14 protein-coding genes are annotated in these 22,594 nt (G+C 64.9%); 9 read left to right on the forward strand and 5 right to left on the reverse strand.

What is annotated here, in order from left to right:
• Window positions 1-2: 2 nt before the first annotated feature.
• From AC07PZ_RS17290 to AC07PZ_RS17320, 7 genes are all read left to right on the forward strand, one after another.
• Entirely contained in the window at window positions 3-1,562 is a 1,560-nt protein-coding gene (locus AC07PZ_RS17290; protein ID WP_495296348.1) for a bifunctional 3-(3-hydroxy-phenyl)propionate/3-hydroxycinnamic acid hydroxylase, read from the forward strand.
• A gap of 35 nt (window positions 1,563-1,597) precedes the next feature.
• On the forward strand, window positions 1,598-2,572 hold the full coding sequence (locus AC07PZ_RS17295) for a Bug family tripartite tricarboxylate transporter substrate binding protein (RefSeq protein ID WP_495296349.1): 975 nt from the start codon (window positions 1,598-1,600) through the stop codon (window positions 2,570-2,572).
• Between the two features lie 216 nt (window positions 2,573-2,788).
• On the forward strand, window positions 2,789-4,474 hold the full coding sequence (locus tag AC07PZ_RS17300) for a ShlB/FhaC/HecB family hemolysin secretion/activation protein (protein ID WP_495296350.1): 1,686 nt from the start codon (window positions 2,789-2,791) through the stop codon (window positions 4,472-4,474).
• 72 nt (window positions 4,475-4,546) lie between these two features.
• A complete protein-coding gene (locus tag AC07PZ_RS17305) occupies window positions 4,547-5,377 on the forward strand; it encodes a hypothetical protein (protein WP_495296351.1) in 831 nt (276 codons plus the stop codon).
• A 65-nt stretch (window positions 5,378-5,442) separates the two neighbouring features.
• Window positions 5,443-6,171, forward strand: coding sequence for a hypothetical protein (locus tag AC07PZ_RS17310; protein ID WP_495296352.1), 729 nt, complete (start codon window positions 5,443-5,445; stop codon window positions 6,169-6,171).
• A gap of 21 nt (window positions 6,172-6,192) precedes the next feature.
• Window positions 6,193-14,835, forward strand: coding sequence for a two-partner secretion domain-containing protein (locus AC07PZ_RS17315; protein ID WP_495296353.1), 8,643 nt, complete (start codon window positions 6,193-6,195; stop codon window positions 14,833-14,835).
• Window positions 14,793-15,206: an Imm8 family immunity protein gene (locus tag AC07PZ_RS17320; RefSeq protein ID WP_495296354.1), complete on the forward strand. Its 414-nt coding sequence runs from the start codon at window positions 14,793-14,795 to the stop codon at window positions 15,204-15,206. The genes AC07PZ_RS17315 and AC07PZ_RS17320 overlap by 43 nt, the downstream gene beginning before the upstream one ends.
• A 154-nt stretch (window positions 15,207-15,360) precedes the next feature.
• Here the strand turns inward: AC07PZ_RS17320 and AC07PZ_RS17325 are convergent, their stop codons facing one another.
• Window positions 15,361-15,684 (reverse strand): hypothetical protein, encoded by a 324-nt coding sequence (locus AC07PZ_RS17325; RefSeq protein WP_495296355.1) that lies wholly within the window; start codon window positions 15,682-15,684, stop codon window positions 15,361-15,363.
• A 493-nt stretch (window positions 15,685-16,177) separates the two neighbouring features.
• Here AC07PZ_RS17325 and AC07PZ_RS17330 point away from each other — a divergent pair, with 493 nt between their 5' ends.
• The gene (locus AC07PZ_RS17330) at window positions 16,178-16,396 is read left to right on the forward strand and encodes a hypothetical protein (protein WP_495296356.1); all 219 of its coding nucleotides are present in this window, start codon (window positions 16,178-16,180) and stop codon (window positions 16,394-16,396) included.
• Window positions 16,397-16,820: 424 nt separating this feature from the next.
• Window positions 16,821-17,723, forward strand: coding sequence for a LysR substrate-binding domain-containing protein (locus tag AC07PZ_RS17335; protein WP_495296357.1), 903 nt, complete (start codon window positions 16,821-16,823; stop codon window positions 17,721-17,723).
• On the opposite strand, the gene AC07PZ_RS17340 is transcribed toward AC07PZ_RS17335, so the two are convergent.
• The 4 genes from AC07PZ_RS17340 to AC07PZ_RS17355 all read right to left on the reverse strand — a co-directional run bounded on the left by AC07PZ_RS17340 (window position 17,724) and on the right by AC07PZ_RS17355 (window position 22,360).
• Window positions 17,724-18,617, reverse strand: a complete 894-nt coding sequence (locus AC07PZ_RS17340) for an NAD(P)-dependent oxidoreductase (RefSeq protein ID WP_495296358.1) — start codon at window positions 18,615-18,617, stop codon at window positions 17,724-17,726. It abuts the gene before it with no gap.
• A 55-nt stretch (window positions 18,618-18,672) separates the two neighbouring features.
• The gene (locus AC07PZ_RS17345) at window positions 18,673-19,683 is read right to left on the reverse strand and encodes a Bug family tripartite tricarboxylate transporter substrate binding protein (protein WP_495296359.1); all 1,011 of its coding nucleotides are present in this window, start codon (window positions 19,681-19,683) and stop codon (window positions 18,673-18,675) included.
• A gap of 24 nt (window positions 19,684-19,707) precedes the next feature.
• Window positions 19,708-21,186 (reverse strand): aldehyde dehydrogenase, encoded by a 1,479-nt coding sequence (locus tag AC07PZ_RS17350; RefSeq protein ID WP_495296360.1) that lies wholly within the window; start codon window positions 21,184-21,186, stop codon window positions 19,708-19,710.
• Between the two features lie 100 nt (window positions 21,187-21,286).
• A complete protein-coding gene (locus AC07PZ_RS17355; protein ID WP_495296361.1) occupies window positions 21,287-22,360 on the reverse strand; it encodes a flavin reductase in 1,074 nt (357 codons plus the stop codon).
• Window positions 22,361-22,594: the final 234 nt, after the last annotated feature.

The following is a 22,594-nucleotide window of genomic DNA, read 5'->3' on the forward strand; positions in this document are numbered from 1 at the left end:
CCATGGCATCCACGGAACGACGCGACGTGTTCGACGTCGCGGTGGTCGGCTTCGGCCCGTCGGGCGCGGTGGCCGCCGGACTGTTGGCCAAGCAGGGGCTGAGCGTGTTCGTCTGCGACCGCCTGCGCGAGGTGTACGACAAGCCGCGCGCCATCGCGATCGACCACGAGGTGATGCGCGTGCTGCAGCAACTCGGGGTCGTCGACGCCGTCGAGTCCCATGTCGAGCCCTTCACGCCATCGGCGTATTACGGCGTCGATGGGCAGTTGATCAAGCGGCTGACGATGGTCGCGCCGCCGTATCCGCTGGGCTACACGCCATCGAACGTGTTCACGCAGCCGCCGGTCGAAGAGATCCTGCGTGCGCATGTGCGACAGGCCGAGCGCGTGCAGGTCGTGCTGGGTGCCGAATTGACGGCGCTCGCGCAGGACGCCGATGGCGTGACGCTCGAGCTGATGCACGACAGCAGCCAGACGCAGGCCGTGCGCGCCCGCCATGTGATCGGCTGCGATGGCGCGTCGAGCACCGTGCGCGAACTCGCGGGCCTGAGGCTCGAGGACCTGGCTTTCGACGAGCCCTGGCTGGTGGTCGACGTACGCGTCAATGAGCGCGGACTCGCGAAGCTGCCGGACCACAGCGTGCAGTACTGCGAGCCCGACCGTCCCTGCACGATGGTTATCGGGCCGGGCAACCACCGGCGCTGGGAGATCTCGCTGAAGGAGGGCGAAGACCCGCGCCGCATCGTGCAGCCGGAAGAGACCTGGAAGCTGCTGTCGCGCTGGCTCACGCCGGAGGACGGCGAGCTGTGGCGGCAGGCGGCGTATCGCTTTCATGCGCTGGTGGCCGAGCGCTGGCGGGAGCGTCGCGTGTTCGTTGCCGGCGATGCGGCGCATCAGCAGCCGCCCTTTCTGGGCCAGGGCATGTGCCAGGGCGTGCGCGACGTGGCCAACCTGAGCTGGAAGCTCGGCGCCGTGATCCGCGGCGAGGTGACGGGCAGCGCCGCCGATGCGTTGCTCGACAGCTATGGCGAGGAGCGCAAGCGGCACGTGAGCGTGCTGACCGGCCGCATCAAGGCCATCGGCGCGGTGATCGGCGAGCGCGATCTCGGGCTGGCGCGCGAGCGCGATGCGCGCATGCTGGCCGAGTGCGGCGGCGTCGTGCGCGACATGCCGCGCCAGGATGTGCTGCCTGCGCTGGAGGTCGGCCTGGTGTCGCCGGTGGCGCATCCGGCCAACGGCACGATCTTTCCTCAGCCATGGATCGACCGCGACGGCGTGCCCGTGCGCTTCGACGCCATCGCCGGCGACGGCTGGTGGCTGGTGCTCGCTCACGATGCGGACGCCGCCGCGGCCGATGTCCCGCTGCCCGCGCAGCCGCAGCTCGCGAGGCTGCAGTTCGGCGACGCGCTGCGCGAGACCGAAGGCGTTGCTGCCGACTGGTTCCGCCGCCATGAATGCTGCGCGGCGATCGTCCGGCCCGATCGCTACGTCTACGGCGTGGCAGCCGATGCCCGCGCACTGCGGGCGCTGATCGACGGCCTCGCAACGCGGCTGCATGCATAGCGCTTCCCCTCAACGACAACACAAGGAGACAAGACATGGACAGAAGAACATTTCAATTGAGCGTGGCGCTGGCGGCGCTCGGGCGCACCGGCTTTTCGGCCGCGCAGGACAAGTGGCCCGACAGGCCGGTGAAGGTCGTGCTGTCGCAGCCCGCGGGCTCGGGGCCGGACAACGTGGCGCGCCTGCTCGGCGATGGCCTGGCGCGCGCGGTCGGCCAGCCCTTCGTCATCGACAACAAGCCCGGCGGGCAGAACGTGATCGGCGCGCAGGCCGTGGCGCGCGCGCCGGCCGATGGCTACACGCTGTACTTCGCGACCACCGCGGCACTCGTCACCAACAGCTATCTCTTCAAGACGCTGAGCTATGACCCGTTGAAGGATTTCACGCCGGTGGCCTTCGTGGCCAACAGCCCGTTCGCGGTGCTGGTCAACCACGACTCGCCGATCCAGTCCTTCCCCGATCTGCTCGCACGCAGCGCGAAGGACCCGGGCCAGCTGTCGCTGGCCAATGAAGGTCCGCGGACCTTCGGCGGCATGATCGCGCGGCTCATCAACGCACGGGGCAAGGCGCAGGCCAACCTGGTCGCGTACAGCTCGGTGGGCGTGGCGCTGCAGGATGTGATCGGCGCGCATTCGAGTGCCATCGTGGCCGACGTGGCGTCGACCTCGCAGCTGGTGCGCCAGGGTCGACTGCGCATGCTGGCCGTGACTTCCGCCCAGCGCATCGTCGGCTGGGAACAGGTGCCGACGGTCGCAGAGTTCCTGCCGGGCGTCGACATGACGGGATGGATGGCGATGGTCGCGCCCAGCGGCACGCCGCCCGCCGTGGTCGCCCGGTTGAATGCAGAGATCAACAAGATGCTGGCCGACCCGGCCATCGCCCAGAAGATGGCGATCGTGGGCCCGATCGCCGCGCCGGGCACGTCGCCGAAGGAGTTCGAAACCTATCTGCTGGCCGAACACAAGCGCCTCGGCCAGGTGGCTGCCGAGATCGGTCTGCTGCCCGAGTAAGGACTGCGGCGCGCCGATCTCGGCCGCCAATTCTGCAAGTCCGAACCCCTGATTCGGCTGTTCATCACGTTGTTCCCCTGAGCGCGACGCCCCCCGGCAGACTCCGCCGCTGCCGACGCGGGGCGTCGAGCCAATCAGGGGGGAATCTTGAGAACAAATCATGCGGTGCCCGTGCACCGCGGTGCGCCAACGTGCGCGCGCGCTGCCATCGGGCCGATGCTTTCGGCCGTGCTGATGCTCTGCGGCCAGATCGCCCAGGCGCAGAGCGCTTCGTCTCTTCGACCGTTCATCGAAGAACAGCGCCAGCAGGAACGCGAACGCGCATTGCGCGAGCAGCAGGAGCGCACGGTCGATGTTCGCTTGCCGCCGCGGGCGGCGACCAACGACGCCACGATTCCTGCCTCCGAAAGCCCGTGCCTGCACGTCGATCACCTGGCGCTCGATGGCACCGGTGCCGACGATTTCATGTGGGCATTGGCGGCGGCCGACGAGCCGGCGGACGATCCGTGGCGAGGCCGCTGTCTCGGCGCTGCAGGTATCAACGTCGTGCTTGCGCGCGTGCAGCGTGCCATCGTCGAACGCGGCTTCACGACCACCCGCGTGCTGGCAGGTCGACAGACGCTGGGCGCCGGAACGCTCACGCTGACCTTGGTGATCGGCCGCATCACGGCGATCCGCTTCACCGAAGACAGCAACGCATCGACCAGCCTGGGCAACGCGATGCCCGCGCATCCAGGCGATCTTCTCGACCTGCGGGACATCGAGCAGGGCATGGAGAACCTCAAGCGCCTGCCCTCCGTCGAGGCCGATGTCCAGGTCGAGCCACCGAAGGCCGCCGACCTGCGGCCCGGCGACAGCGACCTCGTCGTCAATTACACGGCCAGGCGGCCACTGCGTGTCAGCCTGAGCATCGACGACAGCGGCACGGACGCCACCGGAAAAGTGCAGGCGGGCGCCACCGTGGCGTGGGACGGACCGCTCGGACTCAATGACCTCGCCTACCTGAGCCTGAACCACGACGCCTTCAACCACACCGGCCAGGGCACCGATGGCCGAACGCTTCATTATTCGATTCCGTATGGCTACTGGTTGCTCGGTGCCACAGCCAGCCAGAGCGGTTACCACCAGTCGGTCGCGGGGTTCAGCCAGGACTATGTCTACGCGGGCGAGACGCGCAATGCCGAAGTGCGCTTGTCGCGGCTGGTCTATCGCGACCGGAGCCGCAAGACGACTGTCGCATTGAGAGGGTTCCGGCGTGCGTCCAGCAACGACATCGACGACACCGAGATCGAGGTGCAGCGGCGGGTCGTGGCCGGGCTCGAGGCCAGCGTCAACCACCGGGAGTTCATCGGCGAGTCCACGCTGGACGGCACGCTGGCCTACCGGCGCGGCACCGGTGCGTTCGGTGCATTGCCGGCACCCGAAGAAGCCTTCGGCGAAGGCACCTCGCGGCTGAAGCTCTACACCGCGGAGGCGAATCTCAATGTGCCCTTTGCGTTGGCCCAACAGAAGCTGCGCTACACGGCGCTGTGGCGCGCGCAGTGGAACCGGACGCCGCTGACGCCGCAGGATCGATTCGCCATCGGCGGCCGCTACACGGTGCGCGGCTTCGACGGCGAGACCAGTCTGATGGGCGAGCGCGGCTGGCTCGTGCGCAACGACCTCGGGCTGGCGCTGGGGCAGAGCGGGGCCGAACTGTATGTCGGCATCGACTACGGCGCGGTAGGCGGGCCGTCGGCAGCTTACCTGCTCGGACGACACCTCGCGGGCGGTGCCGTGGGCATCCGTGGCGCCATCCAGGGACTGAACTACGACCTGTTCATCGGCGCACCGATCAGCAAGCCACAGGGTTACAGGACATCACGCACGACGGCAGGCGTGAGCCTGAACTACAGCTTTTGACAAGGAGCGCCACCACCACCCAGTCCATCTTCCACACGATTCCGTTATTCATTTTTTTAGATTTTTCATCCAATGAACAAGACAATTTCTCTCGCTCTCTCCGTTCTTTCTCTCGCGTTGCTGCAAGCATGTGGCGGCGGTGGCGGGGATTCCGGAGGCACGTCGGTCACGACCGATGCCGGTACCGATGTACCGAGCACGCAGACCACTCCCATCACGAGCCCGAACACGGGGTCGGTGTCCGCACCGTTCAGCCGCGGCACGACCGCGCGATATCAACTGGTCGGCGTCAGCCGCCAAAGCGTCGGCGTCCTGGACACGAGCGTCCAGGACGCCAGCGGTGCCATGACGACCTTGGGGACCAATGTGCTGAGCGGCGACATTGCGGTGAAAGAGATCAGCGGTGATGCGTCTTACGCGATGGGCCGTTGGACTGCCGGAACTGTCACCACGCGTTCTGGCGCCTCGACGCTGAGCGGTACAGGCAACGACGTGTACCACTATCTCACGATCAATCTGCCGACCGCATTCCCGACGTCGGGCACTTTTGCATGCGACGCGGGCGTCTTCACGGCGCCCACCTATGCGAGCGGTGCCGGCAGTGCGACTGTCGTCGGCAGTGCCACCGGCTCGGCCAGCCTGAGTTTCGGTACGGGCGGTGCGACTGTCACCGGTGCCATCAACGTCACGGCATCGGGCAGCAGCGGTTCCGCTTCGTTGAACGGGTCGGTTTCGGAGCCGAGCAGCGCAACGATCACCGGCGCGTATTTCAGCAATGGTGCCGGTGCGTATGTCCAGATCGGTGATGGGGGTGCGGGGTCCTACCTGGTGGCAACCAGCTTCGTTGCCGTGCTTGCCAATGGCGCGCACTACATCGGCGTGGCGAAGTTCCGCTGCAGCTGATCGATGAAACGGGCGGCGTTCGCGTCGCCCGGCCATCCCACCGTCCTTTTCAAGGAGACCTCTTCATGCACTTCCCAATCAGCCAGCCAGCGCGGCATTTCATCGCCGTCTTTCTCCTCTCGGCCGTTGCCCTCCTTGTGTGCGGGTGTGGTTCGCGCTCAGTGAGGCCACCCGTGCCCTTCAAAAGCATTGCATTGATTCCGGTCGCGTCGCCGCAGAGCATTTACACGGAGAACCGGCTCGTGCCATTACCGCTCGTACCCGTGCTGATTGCATCGTCGATTTCCAATCGAGGTAAGAGTGCCGAGTTCTCTCGACGCATGGATACGCCGAGGTCAGAAATGGGTGCGCACTTCACGAAGATGCTGCTCGATGAACTGCGGACGCGGGGCTTCACCGTCCATGTGTATGAGGACTTCGATCGAAGCCAGACCGATCCGGACGACATCGACTATGCCAAGTTGCAGACGGATGAGGCGGTATTGCACGTCTACTTTCGGGACGTCAGCATGGACTCGCCACGCACGTCGACCGATTACCTCCCTCGAGTCAATGTGGATGCCACCTTCATCCCGCGTGTGGGCCGGCCGGACGATTCATTGAGTCTGTACTACCGCTACGGAGCCGATGCCGGCAGCAATGACAAAGACTGGAGCATCCCGAGCAATGCGAAGTACCGATATCCCAACTTCGATGCGTTGATTTCCAGGGCCGATGAAGTGGCCGAAAGCTGGCAAGCGGCAATGCACGAGATGGCACACCGCATGGCGCAGGACCTGCCCAGTCCTGACTGAGCAATCAAGAGGGGAAGAACAATGAACAAGAGTTTCTACAGCGTCGTCTTCAATGCAGCGCGGGGTCTTCGCATGGCGGTACAGGAGACAGCGCGCGGTACGGGCAAGACAGGTGCGAATGGAAGCACCTCGGCACGCGGCGCGGCGTCCGCATTCCTCGTCTTCATCGCCTCGCTGACGGCCGTGGCGGCAGCAGCACAGATCGCAGCCGATGCGAACGCCCCGGGCCGCCAACGGCCCACGGTATTGATGGCCCCCAACGGCGTGCCGGTCATCAACATCCAGACCCCGTCGCCCGCAGGCGTCTCGCGCAACACCTACCGCCAGTTCGACGTGGGCGCGCAGGGCGTGGTCCTCAACAACAGCCGCACGAACGTGCAGTCCCAGATCGGCGGGCTCGTGACCGGCAACCCGTGGCTCGCCACCGGGCCGGCACGCGTGATCCTCAACGAGGTCAACAGCAGCAATCCCAGCTATTTGAACGGCCCGGTCGAGATCGCCGGCCAGCGCGCCGAGTTCGTGCTGGCCAACCCGTCGGGCATCTCGGTCAACGGCTCGACCTTCATCAACGCCTCCGCCGTGACGCTGACGACGGGCACACCGCAGTTCGGCGCCTCGGGAAGCCTGGAGAGTTATGCCGTGCGCGGCGGAACCGTCTCGGTCGACGGCATGGGCCTGGACGCCCGCAGCACCGACTACGCGGCGATCCTCGCGCGGGCCACGCAGATCAATGCGGGCGTCTGGGCCAGGGACCTCAAGCTCGTGACCGGGGTGAACGATGTCTCGGCCGATGCGACGCAGGTGACGCCCGCCACCGCTGCGGGCGCTGGCAGCGGTCCTGTCCCCCGGTTCGCCCTGGACGTCGCAGCCGTCGGCGGCATGTACGCCAACCACATCTTCCTGATCGGCACCGAAGCCGGGCTGGGCATGCGCAACGCGGGCGTGATCCAGACTTCTTCGGGGCCTGTGCTCATCACGGGCGAGGCTGGCAAGTTGACGCTGAGCGTCGACGGCATCCTGGAGAACTCGGGGCTGATCCAGCTGGCCTCGGAGGGGGCAATCCATGCGGCGGGGTTCCTCAACAGCGGCACGGTGCGCAGCGCAGGCAGCCTGCAGATCGCGACGCAAGGTGATCTGGCCAATCACATCGGCGATGTCGGCGGGGCGCTGGAAGGGCAACGCGTCGAACTGGCGAGCGCCACAGGCGACCTCGACAACCGAGGCGGGACGATCCGCCAGACCAGCGCGGCGGGGCTGACGATTGCGGCGCCGAGGCTCAGCAATACGGGTGGTGTCATCGGGGTGGAGCCTGTGGCTGCTTCGGCTTCGTCAGGTACAGGTGGCGCAGGCGGTGCGAGCGGTTCAGGCGCAGATGGAACGAGCGGCACTGGCGGCGCAACGGGCACCACGCCCAGCACACCTGCAGACACCGGCACCGCCACAGGAAGCGCCGGCACATCACAGACCGTGCCCGCCGCAGTCGCAGTCTCCCCAGGCTCGCTCGCAGCCGCAGGCAGCATCCTCAACGACAGCGGCAGGATCTACGCCGGCGGTCCCATCACCCTGCAGACACCGGCCGTGAACAACGCCGGCGGCAGCTTGAGCGTTGCCAGTCTCGCGGTCACCGGGGCAACCTTCAGCAACGCGAACGGCACGCTGAACGTCGCGAACACCTTCACAGCCAACGTCGGCACGCTCGACAACACCGGTGGCAACCTGCACGCCGGACAGATCGACATCACGACCACCGGCGACCTGAACAACAGCGCTGGCCAGTTGATCGCAGACCAGGCACTCCACCTCCACGCCGACAACCTGAACAACGCCAGCGCAGGCGTCCTGCGCGCAGGCGGCGACGCCACGCTCGACGTCACCAACGCCTTCACCCACCAAGGCAGCCTCACGGCTGGCGGCGATCTGAGCATCACTGCAAGGAACCTGAACGCGGGCACCGCCAGCGTGCTCGGCGCAGGCATCCGCGCCGACGGCAGCCTCGCACCATCGGGCGACCTGCGCATCGCGACGACCGGTGTGCTCCAGGCCAAAGGCCGCAATATCGCTGCAGGCGCTGTCTCGCTGCAAAGCGGCAGCATCGATCTCACCAGCAGCCAGACAAGCGGCGCAAACATCGCACTCGCCGCCACCACCGGGAATGTGACGACGAGCCAGGCCATGGTGACCACGCCCGGTGCCTTGACCTTGGAAGCGAACGCAACGGCCAACCAGTCGCTGGTCAACGAACACGGGCTGCTGAGCGCCGGTCAGTTGGATCTGCATGCGTTCAACGTCCGGAACAGGAATGGTGGTCGGATCGTGCAGACGGGCACGGGGGCGAGCTCGATCACAGTCGACGGAACTCTGGACAACAGCGGTGGTGTCATCGCGAGCAATGGCGATGCCACAGTCCACGCTGGCGATCTGTCCAATGACGCGGGTTCTGTCACCACCGTCGGCAATCTCGACGCAAGGGTCTCCGGCGCAGCCAGCAACGTCGGCGGCACCCTCGCGGCCCAACGCGATACGACCGTTGCCGCAGCGACTTTGGATAACACACTGGGCCAAATCACGGGCGACACCCTCGCCATCGACACGAACGGTAGCTCGCTCGTCAACACCGGTGGCACTCTGGCTGCCACCACGACCGTCGCGTTGCAGACCGGCGGGCTCGACAACGACCACGGCCTGGTGCAATCGGGCGGCACGATGGCGATCGATACGCACGGCGGGACGCTGATCAACACGAATTCCACCGGCTACGCGAACGGCGAAGGCGGCATTGCGAGCAGCGGCACGCTGAGCCTGAACACGGGCACGGTCGACAACACTGCTGGCTTCATCGGCGCGGCCGGCAAGCTCACTGCCAGTACCGGCAATGTCACCAATGCAGCCGGCGGGGTGATCCTGGGCCGGGCCGACGTGGCGATCAACACGAACGACGCGAGCTATGACAACCGTGGGGGCCAGACCCTGGCCGCGCATGACCTCACGGTGGACGCTGGCAGCGCAACCGTGCAGAACGACGGCGCGCTGATCCGCTCCGGCGGCACCACGGGCGTGCGCGCCGGCGGCGTGGTCAACACGTCCACGCTCGGCATCGACCAGGGCATCGAAGGCCAGAACGTCGTCATCGCCGCGGCGACCATCGACAACGGCAACGGTGCCGTGCGCGCCGATGCGAATGTGACCATCACCAGCGCAGGCGCCGTCAACAACGTCAACGGCCTGATGTCGGCACGCGACACGCTGGCCATCCTCGACCCGGATCGGGCCAGTTCGCAGTCGAAGTCACTGTCCGTGGCGAACACCGGCGGCACGCTCACGGCCGACAGGCGCCTGCAGCTGGACGCCGCCACCTTCAGCGGCGACGGCACGCTGACATCGGGCCAGGACCTGTGGCTCTCGCTCACGCAGAACCTGGTGAACAACGCTGTCGTCAGCGCAGCCAGCGACCTGACCTATGCCACCACCGGCACCCTGACCAACAACGGCAAGCTGCTGGCCGGCAACGTGCTGACCGTATCAGGCAGCGACGTGGAGAACGCCACCGGCGGCGAGATGCGCGGCGACATCACCATCGTCGGTGCCAGCGGCACACTGACCAACCGCGGGCTGATCGACGGTCGCGACACCCGCATCGATGCGGGCGCGCTGGTCAACGCGCCGACCGGACGCATCTATGGCGACCAGCTGTCCATCGCAGCCAGCCGCATCCTCAATGACGGCGACGGCAGCTCGGCCGGCACCATCGCCGCGCGCGACAGGCTCGACATCGGCGCCGACACGATCACCAACCGCGAACATGCGCTGATCTTCAGTGCCGGTGACATGTTCATCGGCGGCGCACTCGATGCCAACCGACAGGCGACCGGACAGGCGAGCGCCATCGACAACAGCAGCGCTTCGATCGAATCGCTCGGCAACATGCGCCTGGCGGCGCGCACCGTCGGCAACACCGACGCTCACCTGAGCGTCACACGCGAACCCGTGTCCAGCGTGCGCGTCACCGAACTCCTGCCCGAGGGCTGGACCACACCGCAGCCCGCAACGGACTTCGTCTCGCCGGACAGCAAGTGGATCTACCTCAAGGTTCATCCCGAGCTGTACGGGCAGCGATCGACGGTGGCGCAGGCCATCGTCCAGACGACCGTCTGCGACGGTGCCGGCGAGGCGATGAACTGCGGAGTCGTCACGACACAGGAGCTGCGCGACTCCGCGCGCTTCGCGCAATTCGGTATCGCGGCGCCGATCCAGGCAGATCCTTCGCCAGGCTGCTCGGTGCGCATCTGCACCGCCGCCGAGCAGCAGGCTTATGCCGCCGCAGTCACCGCTTACGAAGACAGCTACACCACCGCACTGGCCGCACTCGATTCCGCCATCACCGCTTACAACGACAGCGTCAACGAGGACAACCGTCTGCAGCAGATCGCCCGTGCGTGGACCGACTACGACTACACGATGACCACCACGCGCGACGTGGTCACGGGCAGCGACCCAGGTCGCATCGTCGCGGGCGGCAACATCGACATCCACGGCCTGCTGGTGAACCGCGACAGCCAGGTCGTCGCAGGCGGCACCATCACTGCCGACCAGGCGCCGCAGAACATCCAGACACAGGGCACTCAGGTCGAGAGCCGAAGCGGCACGGCGGTCTACAGATACTGGACGCACCACGGTGGTCTCGACGGAGGCACCGAATGGTTCGCCGACACGACGGCTTACACGCCGGCCGATCGGGTGACCACCTACCCGCTGTCGGCGATGCGCTACGAGCAGGGTGCCCAGGCAACGACCTTGGGTGCGCCCGGTGCCGCAACACCCGTGAGCGTCGTCGGCAGCGCCGGGGCGGCAGGAAGCGTGACCGGCAACAGCCGTGCAGGTGCGATCCTGGAAGTGCCTTCGACTGTTGGTAGCGGACCGGGCGCACCGGGGTCGGCCGGCTCGGGCCTCGTCGTTCGCACCGCCACCGTGGACACCACGGTTCCCAAGGCGAGCCTGTTCAGCACGGTGCCCGGCACGACGAGCCACTACCTGATCGAAACCGATCCGGCCTTCACCAATTACCGCAACTGGCTCTCCAGCGACTACCTGCTCACCGCGCTGGGCAGCGACCCGGCCACGGTCCAGAAGCGCCTGGGCGACGGGTTCTACGAGCAACGGCTCATCCGCGAACAGGTGGCACAGCTCACCGGCTACCGCTACCTGGACGGCTATCAGAGCGACGAAGCGCAGTACGTGGCGCTGATGAATGCGGGCGTGACCTTCGCCCAGCAATACCAGCTCACGCCGGGCATCGCCCTGAGCGCCGCGCAGATGGCGCAGCTCACCAGCGACATCGTGTGGCTGGTCGAGCAGACGGTCATGCTGGCTGATGGCAGCACGCAGAAGGTGCTGGTGCCGCAGGTGTACGTGCGGGTGAAGCCGGGTGACATCGACGGCTCGGGCGCGTTGCTGTCGGCCGATGCGTTGGTCGTCCAGAACGCGGTGGGCGAAGGCGACATGGTGAACAGCGGCACCATCGCGGGCCGCACGATGGTCGCCATCACCGCCGACAACATCCAGAACCTGGGTGGACGGATCACGGGCGGCAGCGTCGGGCTGACTGCGCGCAACGACCTGAACGACCTCGGCGGGACGATCGAGGCGCAGAACTCGGCTGTATTGACGGCCGGGCACGACATCCACATCGCATCGACCACGCAGACCCAGGTCGGCGCGCAAGGCAGCCGCACGAACCTGGACCGGATCGCTGGTGTCTACGTGACCAATCCCGGTGGTACGTTGCTCGTGTCGGCGGGCAACGACGTCAATGTGGTCGGTGCCATCCTTGCGAACACGGGGGCAGGTGGCGTGAGCGTGGTGAAGGCGGGCAACGACATCAATCTGGGCACCGTCAAGACCGCCAGCAGCCAGGACACGACATGGGACGCAGACAACCACCGCCGCACCGGTGAGAGTGCAGAGATCGGCAGCCGCATCGTCACCGATGGCACGACCGTGTTGAGCGCTGGCAATGACATCAACATCCGCCAAGCCAGCGTCGACGCAGGTACCGGCCTGCTATCGGTGCATGCCGACCATGACGTGCGCATCGACCCCGGCCAGAGCACGCAGAGCTTGGACGAGGCGCACAAGACGGTCATCCATGGCTCGTTGACGACGAGCACGAACACCGCCACCCACACGCTTGAAGCGACCACCAGCCAGGGCAGTCGCCTGAGCGGCGGCATGGTGTCGATCACTGCGAACAACGATATCGCCATGGAAGGCGCCGCCATCAGTGGCACGGACGGCGTGCTGGTGCATGCGGACAACATCCTGAGCATCACCGAAGCCAGAGATGCCCGAAGCGAGAGCCAGAGCGCTTCGGAGAAGAGGAGCGGCTTTGCGGGCAGCGCGGCGGGATTGCCGTTGCCCATCGGTGCGGGTAGCCGGGACTCAGCCACGTCGTCGAGCAACACGGCAGTCGCAAGCAGCATCACCAGCGCCCGTGGCGGCGTGCTGCTGCAGGGCGACGGTGCGGCCATCCTGCGGGGCGTGAACGTGGACGCGGCCCAGGACATCACGATCAAGGGCGGTGTGGTGTCGATCGCGGGCGCCACCGATTACACGTCCTCCAGCAGCGAGCACTACACGCGCGGCACGGACATTGGTGCGTCGCTCTGGCATGACCCGGGCAAGGGCATCGACGCGAAGAACACGGACACGGGTGAGCAGCAGGCGACGAGTCTGGTGCGCACCACCCTGACCGGCGCGAACGTCAGCATCACGGCGACAGGCGCAGACGGCAACGGTGGCCGTCTCTCCCTGACGGGAACCACCGTCAACTCCCCCGGCACGCTGACGCTGAGCGCGGACCAACTGATCCTGGGAGCGCAGACGACACAGACCGACACCAGCCAGACAAGCCAGGGCGGCGACGTGGCCTGGATGAAGAACAAGGGCGAAGGCACGAGCGATCAGACGACGAACTACAACCAGTTCAACGTCGGTACGCTGGTGACACCGGTCAAAAGCGTCCAGGTGGGACTCGGCGCCAAGGACAGCATCGCCTCGCTGGCCGAACAACCAGGCATGGCCTGGATCAACCAGATGGCGAACGACCCGAGCCTTGCGGGCAAGGTCGACTGGGTGAAAGTCGAGGAAGCGCACCAGAGCTGGAACTACAGCCAGCAGGGGCTGACACCTGCGGCGGCGGCAGTCGTGACGCTGGTGGTGTCGTACTTCACCTGGGGCGCGGCCTCGGGTGCGGGCGGACTGGCAGGTGGCGCGGTCGGCGGCGGCACGGCGGGCATGGTGGCGGCTGGCGCGGTGAGCGCAGGGCTGTCCGCCCTCGCAGGTCAGGCCGCAGTAGCCCTCATCAACAACCGCGGCGACATTGGTGATGCGCTCAATGACCTGGGCAGCAGTGCGAGCGTGCACAGCCTGCTGACCGCCATCGTCACGGGAGGTGTGCTCAGTGGAATGAACCTGAACCCCACGGGGTTGCCTACGACGGGCACGGGTGCCCAGGAGTTCATGGCGCAGCTGGGGCAGAACCTGCAGGCCGGGGTGGCGCGCGCGGTGATCGACACAGCGATCAATGGCGGCAGCCTGGCGGACAGCCTCAGCAACAGCATTAAGACGGCCTTCATCGACACGGCTGCAGCGCAAGGCGCTTTCGCCATCGGCGACATGAGCGTTGGCAATCAAGCCGTGCTCGACGACTTCACGAACAAGGTGGCCCACGCGATTGCAGGCTGCGCGGCGGGCGCAGCACGCACGGACACCTCGGGTGGCTGTGGTGCAGGTGCAATCGGTGCAGCGGTCGGGGAGATGGCCGCGGAAGCCTACGGCAAGAAGGCCGACACGACGCAGTTTGCAGCGATGGTGGCTGCGATTGCAGCGGCGGCGACGGGCGCCAGTGCGGAGGAGATCAATCTGGCGAGTCAGGCCGGGGCCAATGCGGCGGCGAACAACTATGTGAGTCACTCGCCATTTGCGAGCGTCAAGACACTCGTCGCCAAAGAGAACGCGCGCTTGATTGCCGCGTGCGAGCCCGACTGCACGAGGGCGGACTTTGCGCGCATTGATGCGCAGATGCAGAAGGTGGAGGCAGCAACGCAGTTGCTCGAAAGCCAAAAGCACACAGCGTTGACTACGGAGCAAGCGATGTTTCTCGGAGAAAACATTGCGGCCCTCCTTCCTGTGTACGGCACGCCCATCGCGCTCTACCAAGCAATTACCGGGGAGAGTCTCAGCGGTAACGAACTGACTACTATCGAGCGACTACTCAATGGAGTAGCTGCGGCGCTGCCCGCTGGAGTGGCTGCGTATCGCGTACTGGCGAATAGCATTGCCGACACCCAATGGGCGATTACGCAAATGGGTTTGCTGAGAGAGGCATCTAGCAGTCGCGCGCTCAGCAGCGGGAATTTCAGTCTTGGGGACGCCACAGCAGCACAATCTCAGATTCTTGGCGAGGCGTGGGTCGGTCCTGGATATAGGGTTGCCAGCGATGGAAAAACAATAATTAGTGCTGATGGTCTGCGTCAGTACCGACCTCCGGCAGCAAAGCCCAATAGTGATTTCGCAACCACTGGTGTACAAGCCAATTTTCAAGGTCGAATCTCTACTGAGACGACATGGACAAGCAACGGGCACCTCAATATTACGATCCCCCAATGAACGCAATTCTAAGATCGATGATCTCCAGTAATGTTGATCTTCAAAATTTCTCGCCTGCCGGAGCGTCATTTCACATCCCGGTCGAGCTTGAAATTGGGCCGGCGGATAGTTGCGGGGCAGATACCTTTCAAATAGAGATCTGCTCAATCGATTGGCTCATGATTCATTCTGATTTGCCTAGCGATCTATCCATCGATGCGCCGATTTCATGGGCAAATCGCCCTTTCCTGCTGGTAAAGAGATATTCATACGAGGCGTTGATGTTTTTTCTTCAAGATTTTCTTTCTGAAATTGAAGGCGCGACGTGGAGAGATTTGGCTGAAGAGATAAATAAGTTTGCTTTGTGGGAATTCGACAGATATCGTGGCTGATCGTTTCCAATTAAGATCAAAGGCACTGACGATGGTGCCGGCAATGACATCGGCATGAAGGCCGTGCAACTGCGTGCCGACGGTGCGATCGGCCTCTCGGCCGAGAGTGGCATCACGCCCAGCACGGCCAATGAAGCCGCCGCTCAGGGCCGCTTCAAGCAGGACACGCACAGCGCAGCGCCAGCGCTAGCGGCATTGGCAAAGCCCTCGATATCGCGCTGGGCGCCAAGCTCATCAGCAGCAATGCCGCAATGGGCGATGCTGCCCTGACCACCACCAAGGCCATCGGCACCACCATCTCGGCCGGCACAACCTGCAAACGGTCAACGGACGCGACGCCATCTTGCAAGGTGCCACCATCGTCGTCGTCGTCGTCGACGACAACAACAACAACGACATCGATGCTCGCCGATCGCAATCTCACCGTCGAGAGCGCGCAGATCAACACGGTGAACGGCCAGATGGCGTCGGCGAACAACGTCGTGCGCGTGGGTTATGGCGACGAACGGAGGCAACCCCCCCGACATCTCGACCACGAAGGAAGCCGAGATCGTTGTGGTGCTTCGCTGCGACGATCAAGGCGGCTACCGAGGTTCAGGCGATGGTCGTGGCCGCGCGCTTGAAGGCCGAAGCGGAGAACGCGCGACAGCGACAAGCGGCGGCGAATAATTCGGATGCTGGGGAAGAAATGGAAGGGTATCTTCTCGACCCCGCACATCCACGGAATCAAACGGAGGCAACTTGGTTTGAGCAGGAGCTCGGATTTGAAAGGGGCAACTGACAGCAATTGGAATCACAAATCATCTTCAACGAACCACAGCCATTGCGACGAAAACCACGCGATGCGGTCAGACCTTTGAGCAAGTCATACTCGCAACCGGCGCAAATGGCAAACCGATTGATAAGCCGTCTTTATTGACGAAAGACAGCACAGGACCGGTACGCTTGGTGACAAGCACTCCGACGAGGAAATGAAGATTCACCATGAGAACGATGTGATTCACTTACAAGAATCAGTGATTGCGGATGTAATTGAAGAGCGAGGGGTTCTGATCGTAACGGCCGGGACGACAGGTGCAGTTGTATTGGTGCTGGGAGATCCCATGAGTCCCGCCGCTTATGAAATTGAGTTTCATATTCAAGAGAAAATTTGCTACGTGCTTGCGACCATCGGGGCTGAGAAAATTTAACGTGAAGTTTTTTCGTTGTTGCTCGGGCCGTCTGTCAGCGCTTCAGTAGCTTCAAAGTCAAAAACTAGCTGAGAGGGATGGGAAACAGCCGATTGCGTCGACGAAGAACACCGTGCGCGTGGTCACTGTGACTCAATCCGTACGACGAAATCGCAATATCTTTTGCCTCGATAGAGAGGGAAATGTGACGCGGAATCGCCCGAAACACGGCAAATGGGCCGCAACGGCCCTGGTAGTTGACGTGAGTCTCAGGCGTACCGACATATTGCGCAGGCTGTGGCGCGACCTTGGCGACGCCGACCAAGGCTCCATCCCGAGAACCCACTTCCAGATGGAATCAACAACATGGGGAAAACATGCTGGCGCGACAGTCCCCGCTGGCTATCCTCTGCGCCATATGGAAGTCATGGGGTGATGCGGCACGATGGATCTCAAGCAGTTGCGTTACTTCGTCATGGTCGCAGAGGAGCTGAACTTCAGCAGGGCCGCGGAGCGGTTGCACATGTCCCAGCCGCCGTTGTCGCAGCAGATCAAGGCACTCGAGCAGGAAATGGGCGTCGTTCTTCTTCAACGCAACCCTCGCGGCGTTCGTCTCACGGATGCGGGCAATGTCTTCCTGCGCGAGAGCCGGTTGCTGCTGACCCAATTCAGCTCGGCCATCCACTCGACGGTTCGTGCGAGCCAGATCAACGAAGGAAGTATCCGGCTGGGTGTCGCCACGTCGGGCCTGTTCAGCGTGATGCCCACGCTCATGAAGATGATGCGCGCCGAACTTCCCAACGTCGAGGTGCTGCTGCGCGACATGCAGTCCGATGAGCAGATACCGGCGATCGCCCAGGGCTCGCTCGACCTGGGCATCGTGCACGTGAAGCCCGAGAGGCGCAATCTTGCTCGCCTGCCTTTGCTCAGCGAGCCCTTGTGCCTGGTACTGCCCGAGGATCACGTGCACGCCTCAGGCCCTGCACCCCGCCTTGCCGTCTTTGCCGAAGAGCCCATGGTGGCACTGGCGCGCGAGCATGCACCCACCGTCTTCGATGCGCTCATCGCCTGTTGCGCCGAGGCCGGCTTCAGCCCCAGGATCCGGCATACCGCACGCAGCCCGTTCACCATCTTTCAGATGGTACGGACTGGCTTCGGCATTGCGCTGGTGCCCCGCTCCTACCGGCACGGCACCTATCCTGGCGTCGCATTCCGCGACCTCGACACACAGGTCGGTCAAGTCCGCCTCGAGGTCGTCTGGAGCGAACGGCATGCGTCCGACCTGGTGCTGAAGATCGTCGGTGACCTGATGCCGCGCCTTGCGACCACCCTGGCCGCATCGGCGTGATCAGTGCGGCTGCAGGCTGACCCGGCCGTCCACGAGATTGATCACCGCCGGGTGATAGGCCTTCGAGAAGCCGGCGTCCCTCGCCTTGCAAAGAAGATCGTGGGTGTACTTCGCAATGTGCGGCTCGAAGTCGCCGTCCGCCGCAAGCGCCAATGCCAGCGATGCATCCTTGATGGCGTAGTCAACCGGAAAGACCTTTTCCGGAAAGGTATCGGGCACGAGCGACTTCATGCCATGGTTGCGCAACGTGAAGCTGTCGGCGGACCCGAGCGACAACGCGGTGAAGAGTTCCTTGCCATCCATGCCGGCACGCCGGCCGATGGTGAGCACTTCGGACAGCGCATTGACCGTCATGAACACCATGATGTTGTTCAGGATCTTCACGATCTGGCCGCAGCCGATGTCGCCGCAGTGCAGCACGTCGCTGCCCATGCACTTGAGAAAGGGCAGCAGTCCCTCGAAGTTGGCGACGCTGCTGCCCACGGTGATGAACAACGTGCCCTTGATCGCGGCCTCTGCCGTCCGCGCGACGGGTGCGTCGACAAGCGTGATGCCGACGGCCGCCAGCCGCTCGCCCAGCGCGCGCGTGCGTGCCACTTCGCTGGTGCTCATGTCCACGATCATCCTGGGTGCAGGCGACGCCTGCATCAGGCTGGCGCAGACCGTCTCGACCTGAGCGATGGAAGGCAGCGACAGGAACACGATGTCCACCTCCCGTGCCAAGGCATCGAGCGACGGCTCCGCGATGCCGCCCTTGGCAACCACGCGGGCGATCGCGTCGGGCGACTGGTCGAATATGTGCACAGGCAGGCCCGACTTGTGAACGAGGTTGGAGCACATGTGCTCTCCCATCACGCCGAGACCGACGAATCCGATTTTCTGAATGGAGATCATGGCAATGCTTTCTTGAGAAACTGGTGGAGAAAAGCCAGGCTGGCGAACGACTCGCTCACTGGCCGAGATGGATGCGGGCCGCAGCGACAAGCTTCTTGTCCATGCTCAATTCGCGCGTCACGAATTCGGTGAACTCCGAGGGCGACGAGACCGCCGTCTGGAAGTACATCGACTGGAGCTTCGTCACGACGGCGGGGGCCTGCATCGCAGCCTTCACGTCGGCGTTGAGCTTGTCCACGATGGCCTTTGGCGTGCCGGCCGGCGCCCAGATGCCGTACCAGCTCGGCATGTCGAAATCCGGAAACCCACTCTCGGCCACGGTCGGCAAGTCGGGCAGGCTCGGCAGGCGCCTGGCGGTGGTGATGGCCAGCGCGCGCAGATTTCCACCCTTGACCTGCGGATAGGCCGAAGCCATGGGTTCGATCATGGCGGCGACATGCATGCCGATGAGGTCGTTGAGCGCGGGCGCGCCGCCCTTGTACGGCACGATAGGCATGTCCACCTTGGCCTGCACCTTCAGCAGCTCGGCTGCCAGGTGCCCGGCGGCACCATAGGCCGCCGTTGCCCATTGCACTTCACCCGGCCGCTTTCGCGCATCCGCCAACATGCCTTGAAGCGTCGCATAGGGACTCTGCGACGACACGATCACCAACTGCGGCAACGCGCCGAGGTAGGTGATCGGCGTGAAGTCGTTGACCGGGTCGTAGGTGCTGACGTCGGTCATGATCAGTGGGTTGACGACCTGCAGCGATGCGTTCAGCAGCAGCGTGTAGCCATCGGCTGGCGAGCGTTTGACATGCTGGGCACCCAGCACGCTGTTGGCGCCCGGACGGTTGTCGATGATCACCGGCTGGCCCAGTTGGCCCTGCAGCTGAGGCGCAAGCGCCCGCGCCACGGTGTCCACCGACCCGCCCGGCGGAAACGGCACCACCAGCTTGATCGGACGCTCGGGATAGCCCTGCGCCCAGCTGCGACCGACGGTGCTCGCCGCGGCCAGGCCGGCGCCCGCGAGCAGCAGCGACCGGCGTCTGCTGGACGCCGGCGCGATGTTGAAATTCCTTGGCATTCTTGTCTCCGGTCGTGGCGGGCTTCAGCTCTTGATGGCAAAGGGATCGCGCTCGGTGTCCGAGTAATCGATCATCACGTTCTTGGTGGTGGTGTATTCGAGCAAGCCGGCCTCGCCACGCTCACGGCCGATGCCCGACTCCTTGAAGCCGCCGAATGGCGCCTGCGCCGCCAGCGCCCGGTAGGTATTCACCCAGACGCTGCCGGCCTGGATCGCGCGGCTCACCCGCATCACGCGGGAGATGTCCCTGGACCAGATGCCCGCAGCCAGTCCGAAGCGACTGTCGTTGGCCAGGGCGATCGCCTCGGCCTCGGTGTCGAAGGGAATGATCGCCAGCACCGGGCCGAATATCTCTTCCTGCGCCAGGTGGCTGCTGTTGGAGACATCGGCGAAGACCGTCGGCTCGACGAAATAGCCCCGCTCCAGCCCTTCGCCCTGAGCACGTCGCCCGCCCGTCACGAGCCGCGCGCCCGATGCCTTCGCGCCTTCGACGGCGCCGAGGATGCGACGGAACTGCGGTTCGTTGGCGACCGTGCCCATCTCGGTGGCCGGGTCGAGCGGGTCGCCCATCCGGATCCGTGCCGCGCGCTCGGACACCCGTTGCACGATCTCTTCGTAGACACCGCGTTGCACCAGCAAGCGCGAGCCCGCAACGCATGTCTGGCCGGTGGCGCCAAAGATGCCGGCGAGTGCACCGATCACCGCCTTGCCCACATCCGCGTCGTCGAACACGATGTTGGGCGACTTGCCGCCGAGTTCCAGCGTGACAGGCACCAGCCGCCGGCCGGCCGCTGCCGCGATCTCGCGGCCGACGCCCGGACTTCCCGTGAAGCTGACCCGCATCACGCCCGGTGCCTCGACCAGCGCCCGGCCGGCCTCCGGCCCGCCGGTGATCACGTTGAAGACGCCCGGCGGAAACCCCGCCTCTTCAACCAGTGCGGCGAACTCCAGCGTGGAGCAGGCAGCGTGTTCGGACGGCTTCACCACCACGCAGTTGCCGGCGGCCAGCGCAGGCGCCAGCTTGTTGGCCAGCAGCGCGAGCGGTGAGTTCCATGCGGTGATGAGTGCCACCACGCCGTAGGGCTCGCGCACCAGGTAGTCGAGGACGTCGGGTTGGTCGACCGGAATGTGCTGGCCGAAGAGCTTGTCGGCATAGCCCGCGAAGAAGCGCAGTTGCCGGCCCACCCACTTCATTTGCGGAAAGGTCTCGCGGACGATCTTGCCGTTGTCGCTGCTCTCGATCACCGACATTCGCTCGGCCGAGGCCTCGATGAGCTGGGCCAGTTTCAGCATCATTCCGGCACGGGCAATTCCGGAGGTCCGGCGCCATGTCGTTTCATAGGCACGCTGGGCCGCGGCGACCGCGGCCTCGACATCCGCCGCATCGGCATCGGGTATCTCGGCCCAGACCTCCCCGGTATAGGGATTGACGCTGGGCAGCATTCGGCCCGAGCTGGGCGCGACATACCGGCCGTCGATGTACAGCTTGTGTTTCTTGATCATGAAGTCTCCGTCTCTGTTCAAACTCTAGGGGCGCACACGGTGCGCGGTCCAATATGAAAATCGTCTCTCAGCTATTCGCTGCGCATTGCGCTGCGCGCACTCATGCGGTTGTTCGATGGCCGAGGCCGGCCGACAGCGCAGCTGCCGCGGCATGCAGCGCCTGAGGCACCGTGCCTTGCCAATCCGGGTCGAGACGTTCGGCCTCGCATGTGGTCGACAGTGCCAGCACCATCTGGCCGCAGGCGTCGAACACCGGGGCACTGAAGGCATTCACCGTGACCTGATGGCGTTGTGATGGCGCGGCGCCCACGGCGCGCGCAATGCCGTGCCGCCGCGCCTCGTCGCGGCGTTCGCCAAACCTGCCATCGTCCGCCTGGCCCGCCGTCATCCGCGCACCCAGCTCGCGGTCGATCGCGGCATGCACCGTGCTGTCGTCGAGGAAAGCGGCAAACGCCAGTCCGGTCGCAGACTGCGTCAGGCTGACGAGCACGCCGGTCTGCAGGTAGGGACTCACCGGGCGGCTCGACGGCTCCCAGCGCACGATGGTCGGCCCGTGGCTGCCCCATACGGCCAGACCCAGGGTGCGCTGGCCTATCGCCTCGCAGATCTGCGGCAATGCAGCCGTGGCCAGCCGCACGGCTTCGATGGCAGGCAAGGTCGTGGCGCCTTCCTGTCCGCCCACGCGGCCGCCGAGGTCGTGCGCGAAGGTGACCATGTAGCGGCCCTCGCCGAAGGCCAGCGACTTGCGCGGCAGCCGTTCGATGTGCTCGACCTGTCCGATGAAGACGATGTGGTCGCCGCCCGGATAGGCCGCCACCTTCACGCATTCGAGCGTGGCAGCGCAGCCCTCGATGACCGGTACACCGCCGAGCCCGGACCTTGTCGCGATGCCGGCGAACTTGTCGTCGCCCGACTTCGCGAACTGGTTGGCGACATGCACCTGGTCGTCCGCCATGATGTTCACGACGAAGCGTTCGGCATCGCGGAATGCAGGGTGGCTGCTGGACGTCATTGCCTGGCTCCACAGGATCAGGGGCGGATCGAGCGATACCGAGCTGAACGAGTTTGCCGTCACGCCATAGGCCTTGCCATCGGCACCCACGGTGGTGATCACCGTGACGCCGGTCGGGAAAGCGCCCAGCACCTGGCGCAGTTGCCGGCTGTCGAATTTCATGATGAAGCCTCCACGTCATCGACACGGGAAACTCTTCCCCGTGTCGTCGAACGCCCGGCGGCGTCCAGTCCATCCACTACGGCCAATAACGGGTCCACATCAACTCCATTCATAACGATGCAGTCAGTGTGGAAGGCGGCTTCTTCAATGACAAATGGCGAAGTTCAATGGATTCATGGAGAAAACCAATAAGTGGCTTCCGTGCATTGCCGCGCATCGGCACGCAAGAGGGGA

The sequence above is a fragment of the Variovorax sp. GW821-FHT10B04 genome (assembly GCF_059415645.1).